The sequence below is a fragment of the Candidatus Cyanaurora vandensis genome (assembly GCF_013285555.1).
GTDB classification, from domain to species: domain Bacteria; phylum Cyanobacteriota; class Cyanobacteriia; order Gloeobacterales; family Anthocerotibacteraceae; genus Cyanaurora; species Cyanaurora vandensis.
On record NZ_JAAXLT010000112.1, the window covers coordinates 1 to 15,498 of the forward strand.

21 protein-coding genes are annotated in these 15,498 nt (G+C 56.6%); 10 read left to right on the forward strand and 11 right to left on the reverse strand.

The annotated features are described in order from the left end of the window. The coding region (locus HFM78_RS08000; RefSeq protein ID WP_287128908.1) for a hypothetical protein at positions 1-204 on the reverse strand (204 nt) is incomplete at its 3' end. Between the two features lie 122 nt (positions 205-326). On the opposite strand from HFM78_RS08000, the gene HFM78_RS08005 reads away from it, so the two are divergent. The 3 genes from HFM78_RS08005 to psbV2 are packed head-to-tail and all read left to right on the forward strand — an operon-like array spanning position 327 to position 1,495. Beyond that, on the forward strand, positions 327-530 hold the full coding sequence (locus tag HFM78_RS08005) for a hypothetical protein (RefSeq protein ID WP_287128909.1): 204 nt from the start codon (positions 327-329) through the stop codon (positions 528-530). Next, positions 527-1,018: a hypothetical protein gene (gene psbV / locus HFM78_RS08010; protein ID WP_287128910.1), complete on the forward strand. Its 492-nt coding sequence runs from the start codon at positions 527-529 to the stop codon at positions 1,016-1,018. The genes HFM78_RS08005 and psbV overlap by 4 nt, the downstream gene beginning before the upstream one ends. Next, the gene (gene psbV2, locus HFM78_RS08015) at positions 1,019-1,495 is read left to right on the forward strand and encodes a photosystem II cytochrome PsbV2 (protein WP_287128911.1); all 477 of its coding nucleotides are present in this window, start codon (positions 1,019-1,021) and stop codon (positions 1,493-1,495) included. On the opposite strand, the gene HFM78_RS08020 is transcribed toward psbV2, so the two are convergent. From HFM78_RS08020 to gshA, 3 genes are all read right to left on the reverse strand, one after another. Continuing rightward, positions 1,496-2,041 (reverse strand): hypothetical protein, encoded by a 546-nt coding sequence (locus HFM78_RS08020; RefSeq protein WP_287128912.1) that lies wholly within the window; start codon positions 2,039-2,041, stop codon positions 1,496-1,498. 52 nt (positions 2,042-2,093) lie between these two features. Continuing rightward, positions 2,094-2,303 carry a hypothetical protein gene (locus HFM78_RS08025; protein ID WP_287128913.1) on the reverse strand — a complete coding sequence of 70 codons (210 nt, stop codon included), beginning with the start codon at positions 2,301-2,303 and terminating at the stop codon, positions 2,094-2,096. A gap of 74 nt (positions 2,304-2,377) precedes the next feature. Then, complete coding sequence (gene gshA, locus HFM78_RS08030; protein WP_287128914.1) at positions 2,378-3,511, reverse strand: glutamate--cysteine ligase; 1,134 nt, start codon at positions 3,509-3,511, stop codon at positions 2,378-2,380. 85 nt (positions 3,512-3,596) lie between these two features. Between gshA and HFM78_RS08035 the strand changes: the two genes are divergently transcribed. Continuing rightward, the gene (locus HFM78_RS08035) at positions 3,597-4,763 is read left to right on the forward strand and encodes a pyridoxal phosphate-dependent aminotransferase (protein WP_287128916.1); all 1,167 of its coding nucleotides are present in this window, start codon (positions 3,597-3,599) and stop codon (positions 4,761-4,763) included. Between the two features lie 128 nt (positions 4,764-4,891). Here HFM78_RS08035 and obgE read toward each other — a convergent pair whose 3' ends face one another. Both obgE and def read right to left on the reverse strand, forming a co-directional pair. After that, entirely contained in the window at positions 4,892-5,902 is a 1,011-nt protein-coding gene (gene obgE / locus HFM78_RS08040; protein ID WP_287128917.1) for a GTPase ObgE, read from the reverse strand. Next, the gene (def, locus tag HFM78_RS08045) at positions 5,902-6,474 is read right to left on the reverse strand and encodes a peptide deformylase (RefSeq protein ID WP_287128918.1); all 573 of its coding nucleotides are present in this window, start codon (positions 6,472-6,474) and stop codon (positions 5,902-5,904) included. Before def ends, obgE begins: the two co-directional genes overlap by 1 nt. A 63-nt stretch (positions 6,475-6,537) precedes the next feature. Between def and gatC the strand changes: the two genes are divergently transcribed. Next, the gene (gene gatC / locus HFM78_RS08050; RefSeq protein ID WP_287128919.1) at positions 6,538-6,825 is read left to right on the forward strand and encodes an Asp-tRNA(Asn)/Glu-tRNA(Gln) amidotransferase subunit GatC; all 288 of its coding nucleotides are present in this window, start codon (positions 6,538-6,540) and stop codon (positions 6,823-6,825) included. Then, complete coding sequence (locus HFM78_RS08055; RefSeq protein WP_287128920.1) at positions 6,822-7,754, forward strand: RluA family pseudouridine synthase; 933 nt, start codon at positions 6,822-6,824, stop codon at positions 7,752-7,754. Before gatC ends, HFM78_RS08055 begins: the two co-directional genes overlap by 4 nt. Here the strand turns inward: HFM78_RS08055 and HFM78_RS08060 are convergent. Continuing rightward, complete coding sequence (locus HFM78_RS08060; protein WP_287128921.1) at positions 7,732-7,914, reverse strand: hypothetical protein; 183 nt, start codon at positions 7,912-7,914, stop codon at positions 7,732-7,734. The two genes, HFM78_RS08055 and HFM78_RS08060, sit on opposite strands and share 23 nt — an antisense overlap. Before the next feature lie 179 nt (positions 7,915-8,093). Between HFM78_RS08060 and HFM78_RS08065 the strand changes: the two genes are divergently transcribed. Both HFM78_RS08065 and HFM78_RS08070 read left to right on the forward strand, forming a co-directional pair. Then, the gene (locus HFM78_RS08065) at positions 8,094-8,360 is read left to right on the forward strand and encodes a LuxR C-terminal-related transcriptional regulator (protein WP_287128922.1); all 267 of its coding nucleotides are present in this window, start codon (positions 8,094-8,096) and stop codon (positions 8,358-8,360) included. Next, on the forward strand, positions 8,357-8,677 hold the full coding sequence (locus tag HFM78_RS08070; protein ID WP_287128923.1) for a hypothetical protein: 321 nt from the start codon (positions 8,357-8,359) through the stop codon (positions 8,675-8,677). The genes HFM78_RS08065 and HFM78_RS08070 overlap by 4 nt, the downstream gene beginning before the upstream one ends. Here the strand turns inward: HFM78_RS08070 and HFM78_RS08075 are convergent. Beyond that, positions 8,612-9,211, reverse strand: coding sequence for a nucleoside triphosphate pyrophosphatase (locus HFM78_RS08075; protein WP_287130931.1), 600 nt, complete (start codon positions 9,209-9,211; stop codon positions 8,612-8,614). The genes HFM78_RS08070 and HFM78_RS08075 overlap by 66 nt on opposite strands. After that, positions 9,211-10,362 (reverse strand): sulfate adenylyltransferase, encoded by a 1,152-nt coding sequence (gene sat / locus HFM78_RS08080; protein WP_287128925.1) that lies wholly within the window; start codon positions 10,360-10,362, stop codon positions 9,211-9,213. The genes HFM78_RS08075 and sat overlap by 1 nt, the downstream gene beginning before the upstream one ends. Before the next feature lie 140 nt (positions 10,363-10,502). Here sat and HFM78_RS08085 point away from each other — a divergent pair, with 140 nt between their 5' ends. Further along, positions 10,503-11,024 (forward strand): GNAT family N-acetyltransferase, encoded by a 522-nt coding sequence (locus HFM78_RS08085; protein ID WP_287128926.1) that lies wholly within the window; start codon positions 10,503-10,505, stop codon positions 11,022-11,024. Here HFM78_RS08085 and HFM78_RS08090 read toward each other — a convergent pair. Together HFM78_RS08090 and tmk are read right to left on the reverse strand one after the other, a co-directional pair. Continuing rightward, complete coding sequence (locus tag HFM78_RS08090; protein ID WP_287128927.1) at positions 11,002-12,117, reverse strand: glycosyltransferase family 4 protein; 1,116 nt, start codon at positions 12,115-12,117, stop codon at positions 11,002-11,004. The genes HFM78_RS08085 and HFM78_RS08090 overlap by 23 nt on opposite strands. Positions 12,118-12,193: 76 nt before the next feature. Then, positions 12,194-12,814: a dTMP kinase gene (gene tmk, locus HFM78_RS08095; RefSeq protein ID WP_287128928.1), complete on the reverse strand. Its 621-nt coding sequence runs from the start codon at positions 12,812-12,814 to the stop codon at positions 12,194-12,196. A 151-nt stretch (positions 12,815-12,965) separates the two neighbouring features. Between tmk and HFM78_RS08100 the strand changes: the two genes are divergently transcribed. After that, entirely contained in the window at positions 12,966-15,491 is a 2,526-nt protein-coding gene (locus HFM78_RS08100; protein WP_287128929.1) for a PHB depolymerase family esterase, read from the forward strand. Positions 15,492-15,498 lie beyond the last annotated feature (7 nt).

Here is a 15,498-nt window from a genome sequence, read left to right on the forward strand (position 1 = left end):
GGGTTCGGGGAGCGCGTAACTTTGACAGACTTGACCTACGCCATCCACGTTCCAGACTTGACGGCTCCCGAGGTGTCTAAGGCGACGGTAGCGGGGGTCCCAATGAAAGTTACCATCCCAATCACAGCGCAGCAGACTATCTTCACAGGTGGCAACATTTTGGAGCAAACGATGGCAACAGGGACATTTACGGGGTTGAATCATGCTTTAGGTGGGAAACGTGTAAGCGGATTATACACCATTAGTGGTTGTGTCAAGGCTTGGGACACTAGCGAGCGTAAACCCTACTCTCCTCAAACTGTTCTGTGACAAGATGGACAGGAATCGTGCTCCCGGAGACAGCGGTGGGTTTTGCGGACATTTCAATTGTTGATCTAGCCGAAGATTACCAATTGACCGTAGCTGAAGTGCTGCGCTGGTGTGATCATTACGATATTCCCTACCGCAGTCCCGAATCATTATTAGCTCTGGAAGACGCAAAAAAGATTATTCTGGCAGTGCAGGCCCCATTCTCAGGAGATATCGCGTGAAAAAGTTACTCTGCGCCGTTGCCCTTGGTGTGATTTTGACGGGTTGCTCAGATGCCCCCAAAGACAGTTCAGCGGCGACCCCAGCGACCCCAGCCGCATCCAAGACCGAGTTTGTGGCTAAGGCCGATGATGCAGGGACCCAACAGACCTTTACCCGCGCTCAACTCAAGCAGGGTTATGCGATTTTTAAGGCCGAGTGTAGCAAGTGTCACGTGGGGGGTCAGACCTATGGAACCTACAACGTGCGCGAGATCAACCTCTCGCTCGACCAGTTGAAGGGTGCCACCCCGCCCTTAGATAACGTCCAGACCATGGTTGCTTACATGAAAAAGCCCCTGACCTACGATGGCACTGAGAACTTATACGACAAGGGCCGCCACCCCAAGTTTGATAACTTCGCGGATGAGAAACTGGTCTTAGTTGCCGGTCACATCCTCAAGGAAGCTAACTTTAACCCGGCCTGGGGTAAGGGTAAGGATGTGCGCTAGGTGAAACCGTACTTTTTGCTGGCCCTACTGCTAAGTGGGTGTGCTGGGACCTTCACTGAAGCCGAGACCAAGCCTAACCGCTACGTCCAACAGTACCTCCAGGTCCAGGGTTCGATCCCGGTAGTTCTAAACCCCCAAGGCGAGACGCAGGCTTTCACTGCCGGACAGATCACCGAGGGGCAGGCGGTTTTTGAGAGTAACTGTAAACTCTGTCATGTCGGGGGGAACACCCTCCAAAACCCCAAGGTCTCGCTTTCCCTATTGGACCTCAAACAGGCCACCCCGCCCCGCGACAACCTCAACGCGTTAGTTTCCTTCATCAAAGTCCCGCGCACCTACGATGGGAAAAGTACGGATAGTTCCTGTCGGGGCGGGGACTTCCTCAAGCCCGAGGAACAGGCGAAACTAGCTGCCTTTGTGCTGCGGGCGGCTGACCGGGCGAAGGGTTGGGGGACGCTACCCCAGCCGGAGCAGTAACTAGACCTGTACTCGGAAGGAACGAAAGAAATCTTGGAATTCGGGACTCTCTAGTACCTCTAACCGCTTGGCAGAGAGGGTAACTTGATAGAGACGCGGCCCCGCCACGATGTAGTCCACCCGGGTAAAAGTCGTCTCGCCCCGCTGCTCGGCTTGGACGGTCACGGACTTACCCTGATAGTTGAACTGGGGTAGAGGAGCTTCTTTGAGGACTTTACCGCGTTTTTTTAGCTCTTGAATCAACAAATCCACCCATTGACCGGGCGTGTATTTGGGTAGTCCAGGAGCATCCAATCGGGATACCAAGACCGTGGAATAACCGACCGTGGGAGACAGACGGCCCGCATCATAAACCGTCGTGATTAGCGGCAGCTTCCCCACAAAAACCGTAGAATCCTTGGGTGGTGTCGGACGAAAAGCCCCCGGATAAACCACCTCAAACTGACCCTCGGGGTCTCTAAAGACAACCGGAGTGGGCGGCGCGGGCTTAATCAAAACCCCACAACCAGCCAGGAGCAAGGCTATAGCCAGCAACAGGTGACGCATACTCCCAATCATACGGCGGTGCGTCCCGATGAGTGTTGGGCGTGAGGACTGGCTAGGCTTTCTTTTCTTCGGTGCCTTTGACTGGAGCCGCCTCACTGGGGTCTACCTGTTCATCATTCAGGGTTTCCCAGGGCAACATATAGCCCGAGCGGTGAGCATCACGGCGGGTCGGTTCGGGGGGGACATGGATGAAGTTACCGCTGTCTTCTAGTGCAGTAGCCTCGGGGTCCTCAGCAGCATTACGTTTTTTGGTGTCAGCCATGGTTTTTTGATGAGCGATAGGTTCAGTCTAGGGAAGTATCCCGCCTGAATCCTCCCTCCTGAGAGGGTAAACCGTCAATGACAGGGTTCTAGGCAGTGGATGAGGAGGGCGGCTTCTCGTTCTGCCATCTGCTGGGTAGCCTGTTGCAGTACGGTTTCAATGGGTAAACCCAACCGATACTGACCCAGCCAGCGCATTGCTTCGTTTCCCTGTTGCAGAACTTGGGTGATAGCTCTTAAGTGCGGCGCAATACCGGGCAGGTCACTAGTTTGAGCCGCCTCTAGCCAACTTTGGACCCAATCACGGGCCGTAAGCGTTGCGCCCGTCTGCCAGTGGATGAGTTGAGCATCTAGACTGTGGCGACTGACCTGTTGTTCGTTGATGTAGGTCAGGTCTACCAATTCCTCAGGGGTGAAGGGGCTGGCGGTCAAGGGATCGGGCACCTGTCCAGCTATCAGGCCGAGAAGACGATGCTCTAGGAGCGCGGCAATCCCCAACAACACACAGGGATCACTCACCAAATCGCTAATCCGCAGTTCAGCCCGGTTGATGTCGTAGGGGCGATTGTTGCCGTTGGGTCGTACGGAGGTCCAGAGATGGCGGACATTCCACATCGTCCCGAGTTGGAGTTGCTCTTCAACCCAGGTGCAGTAGTGAGCATGGGAAGTAAAGAGCGGCACGCGCTCCGGCGTTTGGGGAAATAACCCCCAGCGCGTGGAATGGTAGCCCGTCACATTGCCATTGAAAAAAGGTGAGGAAGCACTCAAAGCCAGTACTAGGGGAGCTTCAAGGCGCAGGAGGCGCGTGGCGAGGAGGATTTGTTCAGGCGTATCAAGGCCGAAGTTGATGTGGATACTGGTGGTGACCACCCTGGTGCCGTACTCAGCCGCGATCCGGTCATGATAGGGGTTATGGGGGTCAGAGCGGTCAAAGTAATCACTCCCACCCAAGGCCAACGTACTCCCTGGCAAGATCGTGTAATCACCCTGGGTCTGCAAATAAGTCCGCAGTTGCCTGCGGGGACGCAGGAGCGCACATAATAATTCGGGATAACTCACCAGCGGCGGGGTAACATACTCCACATTGCGCTGATCCGGCTCACGCACGAAACCAGGAAGATTTTCCACAATCTGACGGGAGAGACCCACAGCGGTCCCGGCGGGTGTACCCGTATACATCTCTACTTCAAAACCTTTGAGTAAGCTCATGCCGTCGGTACACGGGAACTGCTTCAACAATTGTAAGGCTTACAAGCTGTAGGGGCCTAAGCTGGATAAAGCATTGGATGTCCCCATGGCCCGTCTTGCCCAACGCATTATCCAACTGACCCCCTCGTTGACCCTCGCCGTCACCGCCCAAGCTGCACAACTGCGGGCAGCGGGCGTGGATGTATGCGGTCTCGGGGCGGGAGAACCGGATTTTGATACCCCCGACTTCATCAAACAGGCCGCCAAGGATGCTCTAGACCGGGGTGAAACCAAGTATGGGCCGGTGGGAGGCCACCCGGAGTTGCGTCAAGCGATTGCCCAAATGGTCGGTCGGTCCTGTACCCCCGCCCAAGTCCTCGTTACCGTCGGTGGGAAACAATCGCTCTATAACTTGATGATGACCCTCCTTGACCCCGGTGATGAGGTGATCATTCCTAGCCCCTACTGGGTCAGTTACCCCGAGATGGTCCGACTTGCGGAGGGACGGGCGGTCCTTGTGCCCACGACACGGGCCACCGAATACAAAATCACCCCTGCGCAGTTACAGGCCCATATCACGCCCCAGACTCGGTTAGTCGTCCTCAACTCTCCCGGCAACCCGACGGGGATGGTCTACACCCATTCTGAACTGACCGCGCTGGCTCAAGTCATTGTGGACCATGACCTGTTGGTACTTTCCGATGAGATTTATGACCAGTTGCTCTATGACGGGGCGACTTTTACGAGTATCAGCAGTCTGGGTGATGAGATCTGGCAAAGGACAATTATCAGTAGTGGTTTCAGCAAATCCTATGCCATGACGGGATGGCGGTTGGGCTATCTGGTGGCCCCCCCGGACATTATCCAGGGCGCGGCGGGACTCCAGAGCCACAGTACTTCTAATGTGGCAACGTTTGTGCAACGGGGCGGACTTGCTGCCCTCACGGACCCGCGCACACCGGCCATCGTCCAGACGATGCGGCGAGCTTTTGAAGAACGGCGTAGTCTCGTGTGTGACCTGCTAGATACGATTCCCGGTCTGGCCTACCTCCGTCCCCAAGGTGCGTTCTATGTCTGGATTGACATTGCCAGTACGGGTCTGGACTCAACCACTTTTTGCCAAAAACTCTTGGCCCAAGAACGGGTTGCCTGTGTACCTGGGATCGCGTTCGGCGCGGACGATCATATCCGCATCTCCTACGCCACAGATCCCCAGACGCTCCAGACAGCCTTAGGGCGGTTAGGGAATTTTATGACCAGTTTGAAGAAATAAGTATCCGTTCCGCTTTTTCAAAGAATGCTTAGATTCCCCCTTTTTAAGGGAGATTGAGGCGGATCGCTTGAGGATTAAGGGGAGATATCTTTTGCTTAGGTCCCCCACGAGTGGGGCGGAGGGGCCTCTTAACTCAGGCTATAAACCCCAGACAACTGGTCTAGCCCTTGCCAACATAGCCTCAGCAAGGTTTCTAGATTGTGACGACTGGCAGCCGAGATGATGACTTTGGGCAGGTTTACATCCGTGAAGGGCGCGGCTAACTGGTCGGTGTCCTCGGTTTGAACACTGTCGTACTTGTTGAGGACCAGGATTTGTGGGCGTTGGGGCAGTCCGTGCCCGTAGGCCAATAACTCTTCCTGGACGGTATCGAAATCAGCACGGGGATCGAGACTAGTCAAGTCCACCACATGCAGTAACAACCGAGTGCGTTCAATATGTCGCAAAAAATCATGGCCTAGCCCCACGCCCAGGTGTGCCCCGGCAATCAATCCCGGAATATCCGCAAATACTACCCCGTCCCCACCCTCGCGCCGGACCACACCTAAGTTAGGAATCAATGTGGTGAAAGGATAATCAGCAATCTTAGGACGGGCCGCACTGAGGACCGAGATTAATGTAGATTTTCCGGCATTGGGTAAACCGATGATGCCGACCTCAGCCAAGAGCTTCAGTTCGAGGAGGAGTTCCCGCTCTTCACCGGGCTTCCCCTCCGTGGCAAACTCTGGGGCACGGTTGTTATTGCTAGCAAAGTGGACATTACCGTAACCCCCCTTACCGCCCTTGGCTACCAAGAGATACTGGTCCGGCTCCGTTACATCCCCCAAAACTGTATCCGTGGTCATATCCCGCACCAAGGTCCCGCAGGGCACCCCTATGATGAGGTCCTTCCCCTGGGCTCCGGTCATATTCTTGGGGCCGCCGCGCTCACCCTCGGGAGCTTTGAGGATATGGCGGTATTTGATGTCAAGTAGCGTCTGAAGATTGGTAGTACCCACAAACCAGACAGACCCCCCGTTCCCGCCATCGCCGCCCGCCGGACCACCTGCTGGGACGTATTTTTCTCGACGATAAGCCACCATGCCATCACCACCGCGTCCGGCAATCACCTGGATCTCAGCTTGGTCAATGAATTGCATTAGCGGACCGGGGCGGGCTGGACATCACGGAGAGAGAATTTTTGTTTGGTCAGATCCTGGGCCAAGGCCAACTGGTTCTCCACCCGGTCCACAAACAGGACCCCTTCCAAATGGTCTAGCTCATGCTGGATCACCCGTGCCAAGAGACCAGAAGCCTCAATCGCCTGGGGTTTACCGCTCAGGTCCCGGAAGCTCACCACCACTCGTGCCGGACGGACCACATCGGCAAAGACATTAGGAATACTCAGACAGCCCTCTTGCCCCACTTCCAGGTCCGCAACAACCCGCTTAATCACCGGGTTAACCATCACCCAAACTGGGTTGGCGGCTTCTTCAGGGTCGATGTCAATCACAATCAAGCGTTTATTAACTCCGACTTGAGGGGCGGCAAGGCCAATTCCGTCGCAACTGTACATTGTCTGGAGCATTTCTCTAGCAAGCAGGCGGGTCTCTTGGTTGACCGTAGCGACATTTTTGCTGAGCGAGCGCAAAACCCGGTCGCCGAGGGTGTGAATGCTGAGGGGCGGGGTCTTCAGTTTTTCCTTGGGGACCGCTAGGGGCTGGAGTGACATCAGTACGGTAGATGCATTACGCTACCACTATAGCCTTTCCTCAGAATCACTCTGAGTAGCCCCATGATTGACCATACCACCGTCCAGAAAGTGGCGCGGCTCGCCCGCCTCCAACTCACCGCCAGCGAAGAGACGCTGTTCACCGTCCAACTCGGGGACATCTTGGCCTACATTGACCAACTCAGCGAACTCGACACCACCGGGGTCCAACCCACCACCCGCGCCGTGGAACTCAGCAACGTGACGCGCCCTGATGTCCGGCGCCCTCCCCTTGACCCCGAACAACTCCTCAGTCAAGCTCCCCAACGGGAGGAGGCTTTTTATCGCGTCCCCCGTATCTCTGAACCATGACTCAATCGTTGTTCACGGTGCCCGAGGACGGGACGAGCGAACGGCTTGACCGTTGGCTGGCCCAACAGATGCCTGAATTCTCCCGCGCTCGGCTCCAGCAACTGATTGCCCAGGGTCAGGTTCTTCGTAACGGTCAGGGCTGTAAGGGCAAGGACCCACTCCGACCGGGCGATGAAGTCCAAGTCGAAGTCCCCGCCACACTCCCCCTGGGTCTCGCTGCCGAAGCCATGGACCTCCAGGTAATTTTTGAGGATGCCCATCTCATTGTTTTAAACAAACCCCAGGGTCTAGTTGTCCACCCCAGTCCCGGTCATAGCACCCATACCCTCGTCAATGGACTACTGGCGCACTACACAGACCTCTCGGGCATCAATGGGGTCGAACGCCCCGGTATTGTCCATCGTCTTGACAAGGACACCAGCGGGTTACTGGTTGTCGCTAAGCATGACCAAGCCCATCGTCACCTCCAAGCCCAAATCCAAGCCAAGACCGCCCGCCGCGAATACTGGGGGGTAGTCCATGGCAGTCCCCGCGCCGAGGCTGGGACGGTGGATGCACCGCTCGGTCGTCACCCCGTCCACCGGCAGAAGATGGCGGTAGTGCCCGAGGGACGGCCCGCCCGTACCCATTGGCGGGTCCTCGAGCGGCTGGGGAATTTCAGTTTGTTACATTTCGGCCTAGAGACGGGGCGGACGCACCAGATCCGGGTCCACAGTCTGCAACTCGGGCACCCAGTCGTCGGGGACCCGCTCTATTCTCAGGGCAAGACCCCGGTTAAACTCGTCGGTCAAGCTCTCCATGCCCACTATTTGAGCTTTGTCCACCCGGTCAGTGGGGAGAGCCTAGCATTTCAGACGGCCCCCCCGGCTCTATTTATGAAGCTACTCCGGGTCCTTGGCTATCGACTTACCAGCCCTGGCAACGATTGATAAAAGCATTCAGACTTGCAGTCGTGGGCGTACTTTTTTCATCCCGTCCCTGTAAATAACGACAATAAAAACTGGCAACGATATCAGCACTGAAACCACCGGGTAAAACCTGACTGCCAAAGGTGGCAACGATAAGCTCTTTAACTTCTTGCTGTGTCATTTCACCAACCCCATTCCCTTCCATATATTTTAAACATGGAGATTTCGTTAGATGTAAAGTCAGGATGAAAGTTACCATCAAGCGTGATCCCCGTGGGTAATGTGAGGTAGAGGTTAAGATAGGGTAAGTAATTCTGCCGAGTGACCTGCTATGATGAGAGTACCTGTCAGTCAGCCATCATGACCGATACCGCCCAGAAAACAAACCTCCTATCTAGTCGCGAACTGCAGGTGCTAGATCTGGTTGCCTCGGGCCTGACCAACGAACAAATTTCTGAGAAGTTGGCTATCAGCAAACGCACGGTGGATAACCACATCAGCAATATTTTGCAAAAAACTGAGACCAGCAATCGGGTCGCACTCGTGCGCTGGGCTTTGCAGTGGGGCAAAGTCTGTATTGATAATGTCAACTGCTGTGCCATCCAACCGACCTCTCAGGTCCTGTGAAGGTATTTTTTCCGGGTTGGCCCTTAGCTATGTACCGAGAACTGATGGTTCATGTGAGTCAGTTGACTGGTGTCCGCGCCACGGTAGTATTACGGACTGAACCGTGCTTTGATTACACCCTGGACCAAGTGGCGAACTTAGATTTAGAAGTGAACGTCGGCGCAGAGGTACAGCGGTTGGCCCAAATCCTGCAGGGTTATGCCCGCAAATTTCCAGAAATCCCGGCAGTTTTAGAGGACCGGGCCTTGAATTTATTGGATCTGACGGCTCTTAGTGGACTGCTGGCCCAAGCACAACGTCCAGCCCCGCGCCCGTAATACTTGGTAAACCACGGTCAAGGGCAGCCCGACAACGTTGGTATAGGAGCCCTGAATCTCTGCCACGAATGCCGCCCCTAAGCCCTGGATGCCATAGGCTCCGGCTTTATCTAAGGGCTCCCCAGTGGCAACGTAATCCCTAATTTCTAGGTCCGTGAGTGCAGTTAGATGGACGTGGGTTACTTCATGGTGCTGCTGAACAGCTCCATCTTGGACAAAGCTCAGCCCGGTGTGGACCTCGTGCCACCGCCCCTGGAGACTCGCTAACATTTCATGGGCTTGCTGGGAGTCCGTCGGTTTACCCAGGAGTTGACCGCCACAAACAACAACGGTATCCGCGCCGAGGATCAACGCACCGGGGTAGTGGGGAGCGACGGCCTGAGCTTTGCCGAGACTCTGGGTCTGGACCAGCTCGGCGGGGGTGAGATGGGGGTCGTTTTCCTCTAGATAATCGCTGGGGGCCACCACGAGGGGGACCCCCAACTGGGCTAACAGTTCCCGACGGCGGGGCGATTGGGAGGCCAGGACCAACACTAGCCCTGCATGGCCCGGATCAAGATCTGGGCGACCTCGGGGCGGCTGAACTGAGGGGGCGGGGTCTCACCCCGGCGTAGCATCTCGCGGACTTTGGTGCCCGAGAGGTGAATCCGGTCTTCTTTTTGGGAAGGACTGGTTTTGGGGGTCGCCATGCCCTCGGTGAGTTTGCAGTAGAAGGCGTGCTCAAACATCATCGGCGTGATGCCTAATTCACCGGGTGCGAATTCATTAAAGATGTACTGCGCGTCGTAGGTCCCGTAGTAATCGCCTACCCCGGCATGGTCACGACCGACGATGAAGTGAGTGCAGCCGTAGTTCTTACGGATCAAGCTGTGGAAAATCGCCTCACGGGGTCCGGCGTAGCGCATGGCGGCGGGTAGAATCGCCAGCACCACCCGGTCTTTGGGGTAATACTTTTCAAGCAGGACTTCGTAGCAGCGCATCCGTACATCTGCCGGGATGTCATCTTCTTTGGTGGCCCCGACCAAGGGATGCAGGAACAGCCCGTCCACGGTTTCGAGGGCACATTTTTGGATGTATTCGTGGGCGCGGTGGATGGGGTTGCGGGTCTGGAAGCCGACCACGGTTTGCCAGCCCTTGGCGACGAAGATCTCCCGCGATTGGGCTGGGTCCAATTGGTAGGTAGGGAATTGGGGATGGGGCTTGCGTTCAAAGTACCAGACGGACCCGGCGAGGTTGATCGTGCCCTGCTCATAGACGACTTTCACACCGGGATGGTTCTCATCGGTGGTGCGGTAGACTTTTTCGGCCTCACGGGTTTTATCGTAGGTGTATTTGCCCGTGAGTTCCAGGACCCCGACCCATTCGCCATCGGGGGCGATGAGAGCCACGGTCTGACCAATTTCTAAGCTGTCGGCAACTTCTGGAGTGACGGGCAGGGTGATGGGGACGGACCAGGCCAGACCGTTGGCGAGGTGCATGGTCTCGACCACACTCAGGTAGTCAGCTTCATCTAGGTAGCCCGTGAGCGGTGAAAACCCCCCAATAGCAATCATCTCTAGGTCCGAACAGGCCCGCTGGCTCAGGTGGACCTTGGGCAAGTCGCCCTGGGCTTGGTAGGCAGCGGTCTGCTCGGGGCTTGCGATCCGGTCAATCAAGACTCCGCCGTGGGGTGCAATCGTATGCATATGCGCTGGGCTCCCATTCATTCCGTGCGTATTATGACCCATATTTGGGATTTAATCGCCCTCAGTTCCCTAACCGGGAAGCGGTGCCCTTGGGTCAGTCACGAGAAAGCTCTAAAATCAAGTGAGTTTTACGAACCACCATGGACCTCACTTTCCGGCTGGCTGAGCCTCCTGACTACGAGCGCATCATTGCCATCTACAACCAAGCCGTTCCCCTGCGCCTGAGTACAGCAGACCTCGTGGCGGTCACGCTAGCCCAACGTGCGTCCTGGTTTGCTGAACGTCAGGGCCGATATCCGCTAGTGGTCGCTGAACAAACCGGTGAGATTTATGGTTGGGGGGCCTTGGGTACGTTTTATTCAGGGCGGGCTGGGTATTTCGAGTGTGCGGAGGTTTCAGTCTATGTCGCGCTGGATTTGCAGGGGCGGGGGGTAGGACCGGCTTTACTGCGTTACCTGATGGATTTGGCCCGCACGCATCAGTTTCGCCGCTTGGTGGCCTTGGTCTTTGCCCATAACCTAGCGAGCCTGAAAATGTGTCACCGTTTGGGTTTTGAGCGGTGGGGCTACCTGCCGGGGGTAGCGAATATGGACGGCATGATTCGGGACGTGGAGATTCTGGGGTACTTTCTAGATACCGTTAGCGACTCTGAACCAGCGTAGGCGCAACCTGTTCGTACAGCCGGACTAAGGCGGCAATATTATCCTTGAGAGTGTAGTCCTGGAGGACCCGTTGGCGGGCTTTTTGACCGAGCATGGCCCGGATCTCGGGGAGGTCCACCAGCATTGGTAGGACTGTCCGTAACTGGGTGCTGACGTTTTGGGGTTCAAGTAAGATCCCCACGCCCTTGAGAACTTCGCCATCGGCTCCAACATCGGTCGCGACACAGGCTACCCCGCAGGCCATACTTTCTAGCAAGGCTAAAGATAGCCCCTCGACCTGGGAGGGTAAGACAAACACATCTGCCCCGCGCAAGATCTCGATGCGCTCCTCCTCCGTGGGCACAAAGCCTAGCCAGACTACCCCCTCGGCACTGGGATAGAGTCCTTGGAGGGCGGGGCGCAGGGGACCGTCCCCGAGAATTGCTAGCTTGGTATGGGGCCCGAAATCCAGTTGCTGCCAAGCTTTGAGGAGGGCTTCGACATTCTTCTCGGGAGCCAGTCGGCCCATGTAGACAAAGAGGTGTTCTGCTCGTAATTTCTTTTTTATCTCAGAAGGACCAGGACTATATTTCTCAGTATCTACGCCGTTGGGGATGACCAAGGTGCGGGTACGGGGGACATTGAGACGGGCCAAAAGGTTGCGCTGGAGTTCCGAAAAGACAATTACCCGGTCGTAGAGGGCGAGGAAAGGCGCGTACAGTTGGTACATCAAATACTGGGTATTAGCGGCGATATTGCGGCGGCGGCGGTCAAAGGCGGGATGGAAGGTAGCTACTAAAGGCAATCCCAACTCTTGGCAGATCTCTGGGAGTGCAAAGTCCAGGGTAGAAAGCGTCAAAGAGGCATGAACCACATCGGGCCGCAACTCGCGCAGGGAATCAGAGAGCCGTTTACGCGCCGAGAGACTGGGCAAAGTATAGGCTTGGGAGCGATAGAAATAGGGCAGGGTGAGTTCAGCTTCTGACTCGTCTTCTTGGGCAAAATGTAAAAAGCTGACGCGATGCCCGAGGGCAATCAAACTATTAGTAATCTCACGGCTGTAGGTGACATTGCCACAGAAGGGAGCCTTCTTACCGAGCCAAGCAATGTGCATGTAATTCTCAGACGCTTATCTCATACTTTACGTCAATTTGTCACCCCGAGACTACTCATCAGGGCGGAAAAAGACCTCAACGGTCACAGGAAGGCAGGCGCGGGGCTAATTCGCTCTGGATGGCGGCGAACACTTCAGTGGGTCGGGGCGTGCCATTAATTCTGATAACTCGTGTGGGTTCTGCTTGGTGCAAGTGGCAAAATCCCTGGTAAACCCGTTCATGGAAGGCCGAGGTCTCAGCTTCCAGACGGTCAGGCGCACGTTCCTTCCGTACCCTGGCGCGTCCTACCTTGGGCGGAACATCTAGCCAGAGGGTGAGATGGGGTTTGAGGCCCTGGGTGGCGAGGGTGTTGAGTTGGTGGAGCATGGCTAGGTCCAACCCCCGGCCCCAACCCTGATAGGCCAAGGTGGAATCGGTATAGCGGTCACACAGAATTAACTGACCCTGCTGCAAGGCGGGCCGGAGGACTTCAGTAACGTGTTGGGCACGATCCGCCGCAAACAACAAAAGTTCAGCGGTGGGCGTGATGGTCTGGGCCGGGTCTAGGAGCCAAGCGCGGACCTGTTGACCCAGAGCCGTCCCGCCCGGTTCATGAGTCTGGCAGACCACATAGCCAAGCTTGGTCAGCCAAGGTTGCACTAGACGGACCTGGGTGGACTTACCCGCCCCTTCACCGCCCTCAAACGTAATGAACATTTTAGCTACACATGGGGTATTAAAAATCTTACCCTCGTGCTTGGACTAGAGACAAATTCTCTCTCTGGATGGATTAAGTTACCTAGCACCCACCAGGGCTGAACTACGCTTTAGGGAAAATCGTCTCAATCGTCAACTGTGGAAATAACCGATGCGGAAATTACTGCTTAGTTTGACCTTGATCCTAGGGACCCTGGGCGGGGTCGTCTTAGCCACCCGTGCCCAAAACCAAGTCCCTACGGGTGACCTCAATTCCACCCTTAACGTCGGGGGGGTTAACTGCTCCTTCAAAATCCACATCCCCCCCAGCTACAACGGCACCAAGCCAGTTCCCTTGGTCTTGACCCTCCATGGGCGGAGCGGGAACGGTGATATCGTGGCTCGTTACACCGGGATGAGTGCTAAATCTGACCAAGAAGGATTTATCGTCGCCTATCCCAATGCCCTGGGTTCCCCCTCGGCCTGGAACTCTGGGTACAACACGGGCCGCAATAACGGCGACGATGTGGCTTTTCTCAGAACTTTGATTGACCGTTTACAAAAAGACTTCAACATTGATACCCAGCGGATCTATGTGACCGGGCATTCCAGTGGTGCGATGATGAGCTATCGCCTAGGTGCAGAATTATCGGACCGGATTGCCGCGATTGCGCCCGTTGCCGGGTCCATCGGCGCGAAACTCCCCGGTGGGCAGACCGTAACCATCCCCGACCCCAAGTCCCCGGTTTCCGTGGTGGCAGTCCACGGTCAGCAAGACCCCACCGTGCCCTACAACGGCAGTCAGGGCCGCCGGGAGAATTTTTTACCCGTAGCGCAATCGGTTAATTTTTGGGTGAAGGAAAACGGCTGTAACCCCACGCCCCAACGCACCAATCTCAATGGCAACAAGGTGATTCAAGAGACCTACGGCGGCTGCCAAGGGAACACCAACGTCAGCCTATATACCGTTGTCAATGGCAACCACAGTTGGCCCGGTGCCCAGACCAAGCGCGGTAAAGAGAACGCTGACCTAGCCGCCACCGATGTGATCTGGGATTTCTTCGAGCGTCACCCCCGCGCCGGAACTAACTTGACCGCCTCAGCTAGTACCAGTACCGCAATGAGTACTGTCGCCGCCCCCGTTGAGCTCGAGCCCATGACGGCTGCCCCGACTGCGCCGACCACCGGGAACCGCCGGGATAACTTCACGCAGGCGATGCAGCAGTTGGACCTCACCCCCAGTCAGCAGCAGCAGATGCGTGCCCTTTACCAGCGCAACCGGGGCAACATGAAAACGCCCCAGGTCCGGGCTGAGGCCCAGCGCATCCTAAGTCCTTCTCAACTGGCCCAAGCCAAGCAACTCTTGGCCCAGCGCGGGGATAGTTCTTCCCTGGCCGGGGCTAGCAGTCCCGTGGTGACGGCAACTCCAGCCGCCGTCGGGACGAGCCGGGACGGGTTTCAGATCTCCTATCAAGCCGGGACCCGCGACGAGGCGGGCAAGTTCATGGGCGGGACAGAGTTACGGCTGTTGACGGCCCACAAGGGTAAAGTCTACGCCGGGATCGAGACTTGGATGGACCGACCGGGCAATGACCCCGCCATTGGTGCCCAGATCTTGGTCTTGGATAGCTCCACAGGCCGTTGGCGGTTGGACCATGAATTCACTGAGCCCCTGCCCCGGGCCACTCGTCGGGGCAACAAACGCAATGAGGGGGTAACGGTCCTCCAATCCGTGACCTTCACCACCGATGCCCAAGGCCGCAAGCTTGACCAGCCTGTTTCGGTCCTGTTTGCAGCTTGTCGGGACTTCCTAGGGGTTACTTCGGTCTATAGCCGCGATGACCGTACAGGCCGCTGGGTCGAGATGCGCCTTGATGCGCGCCAGGGGAAGGCCACTGTCCGCAGTCTGACCCTGCACCAAGACCGAGTGACTAAAGTGGACCGGGTTTTTGTGGGGACGCGCCCGGTGGGGATCTTCAGTGGGGTTTACGACCCGAATCGCCCCGGCAATATCCGCTGGGATGAGAAGCCGGAGATCGATGCCAATGAGGGTCGTCCGATGGCCTTTGCTGAAGCCAACGGCAGTCTCTACATGATCAAAGAACCAGCGGTCTTCCGGCGGATCGATGGTGCCCAACCGCGTTGGGAAAAAGTCTACAGCTACCCCCCTAACCGGAGCGGGAGCAGTGGTCTACGGGGTCTGACCGCTATCCCCAATCCCAAGGGACAAGGGGAGTCCTTGCTGGCAGCGATGGAAGGCAAGAATAGCTACATCGTCCGTATTGACCCCGCCGACAACCACAAAGCCACCCAGGAACTCAACGTCACCCAGTTCGCGGCCCAGAAGCTGGGTAAGCGGGTCCCCTATGCCATCGTCGCCAACAACACCATGACCCCGGTGGCAGGTGGGAATCTCCTCATCAGTCTCCAAATCCATCCCACGGATGGCGGGGATGCTTCTTACTTGGTGCGTCAGAGCAATGGCAATTACCAGTTGCAGCGGGTCCTCGATCCCCGGACTAATCCCAGAGTCGGGCTAACCACAACCCGGACAATGGTGGTTTCGCCCTTTCCCGAGGACCGGGGCCAAGTGGTCTTCCTCGGTGGTTTTGACGCTGATGACAAACCGACCCACAATGCAGCCTGGGTGGTGCGGGCGAGTGTGGATGCGGTCTTGGGCCGCCGGGGGACGAGCTAATTGACAC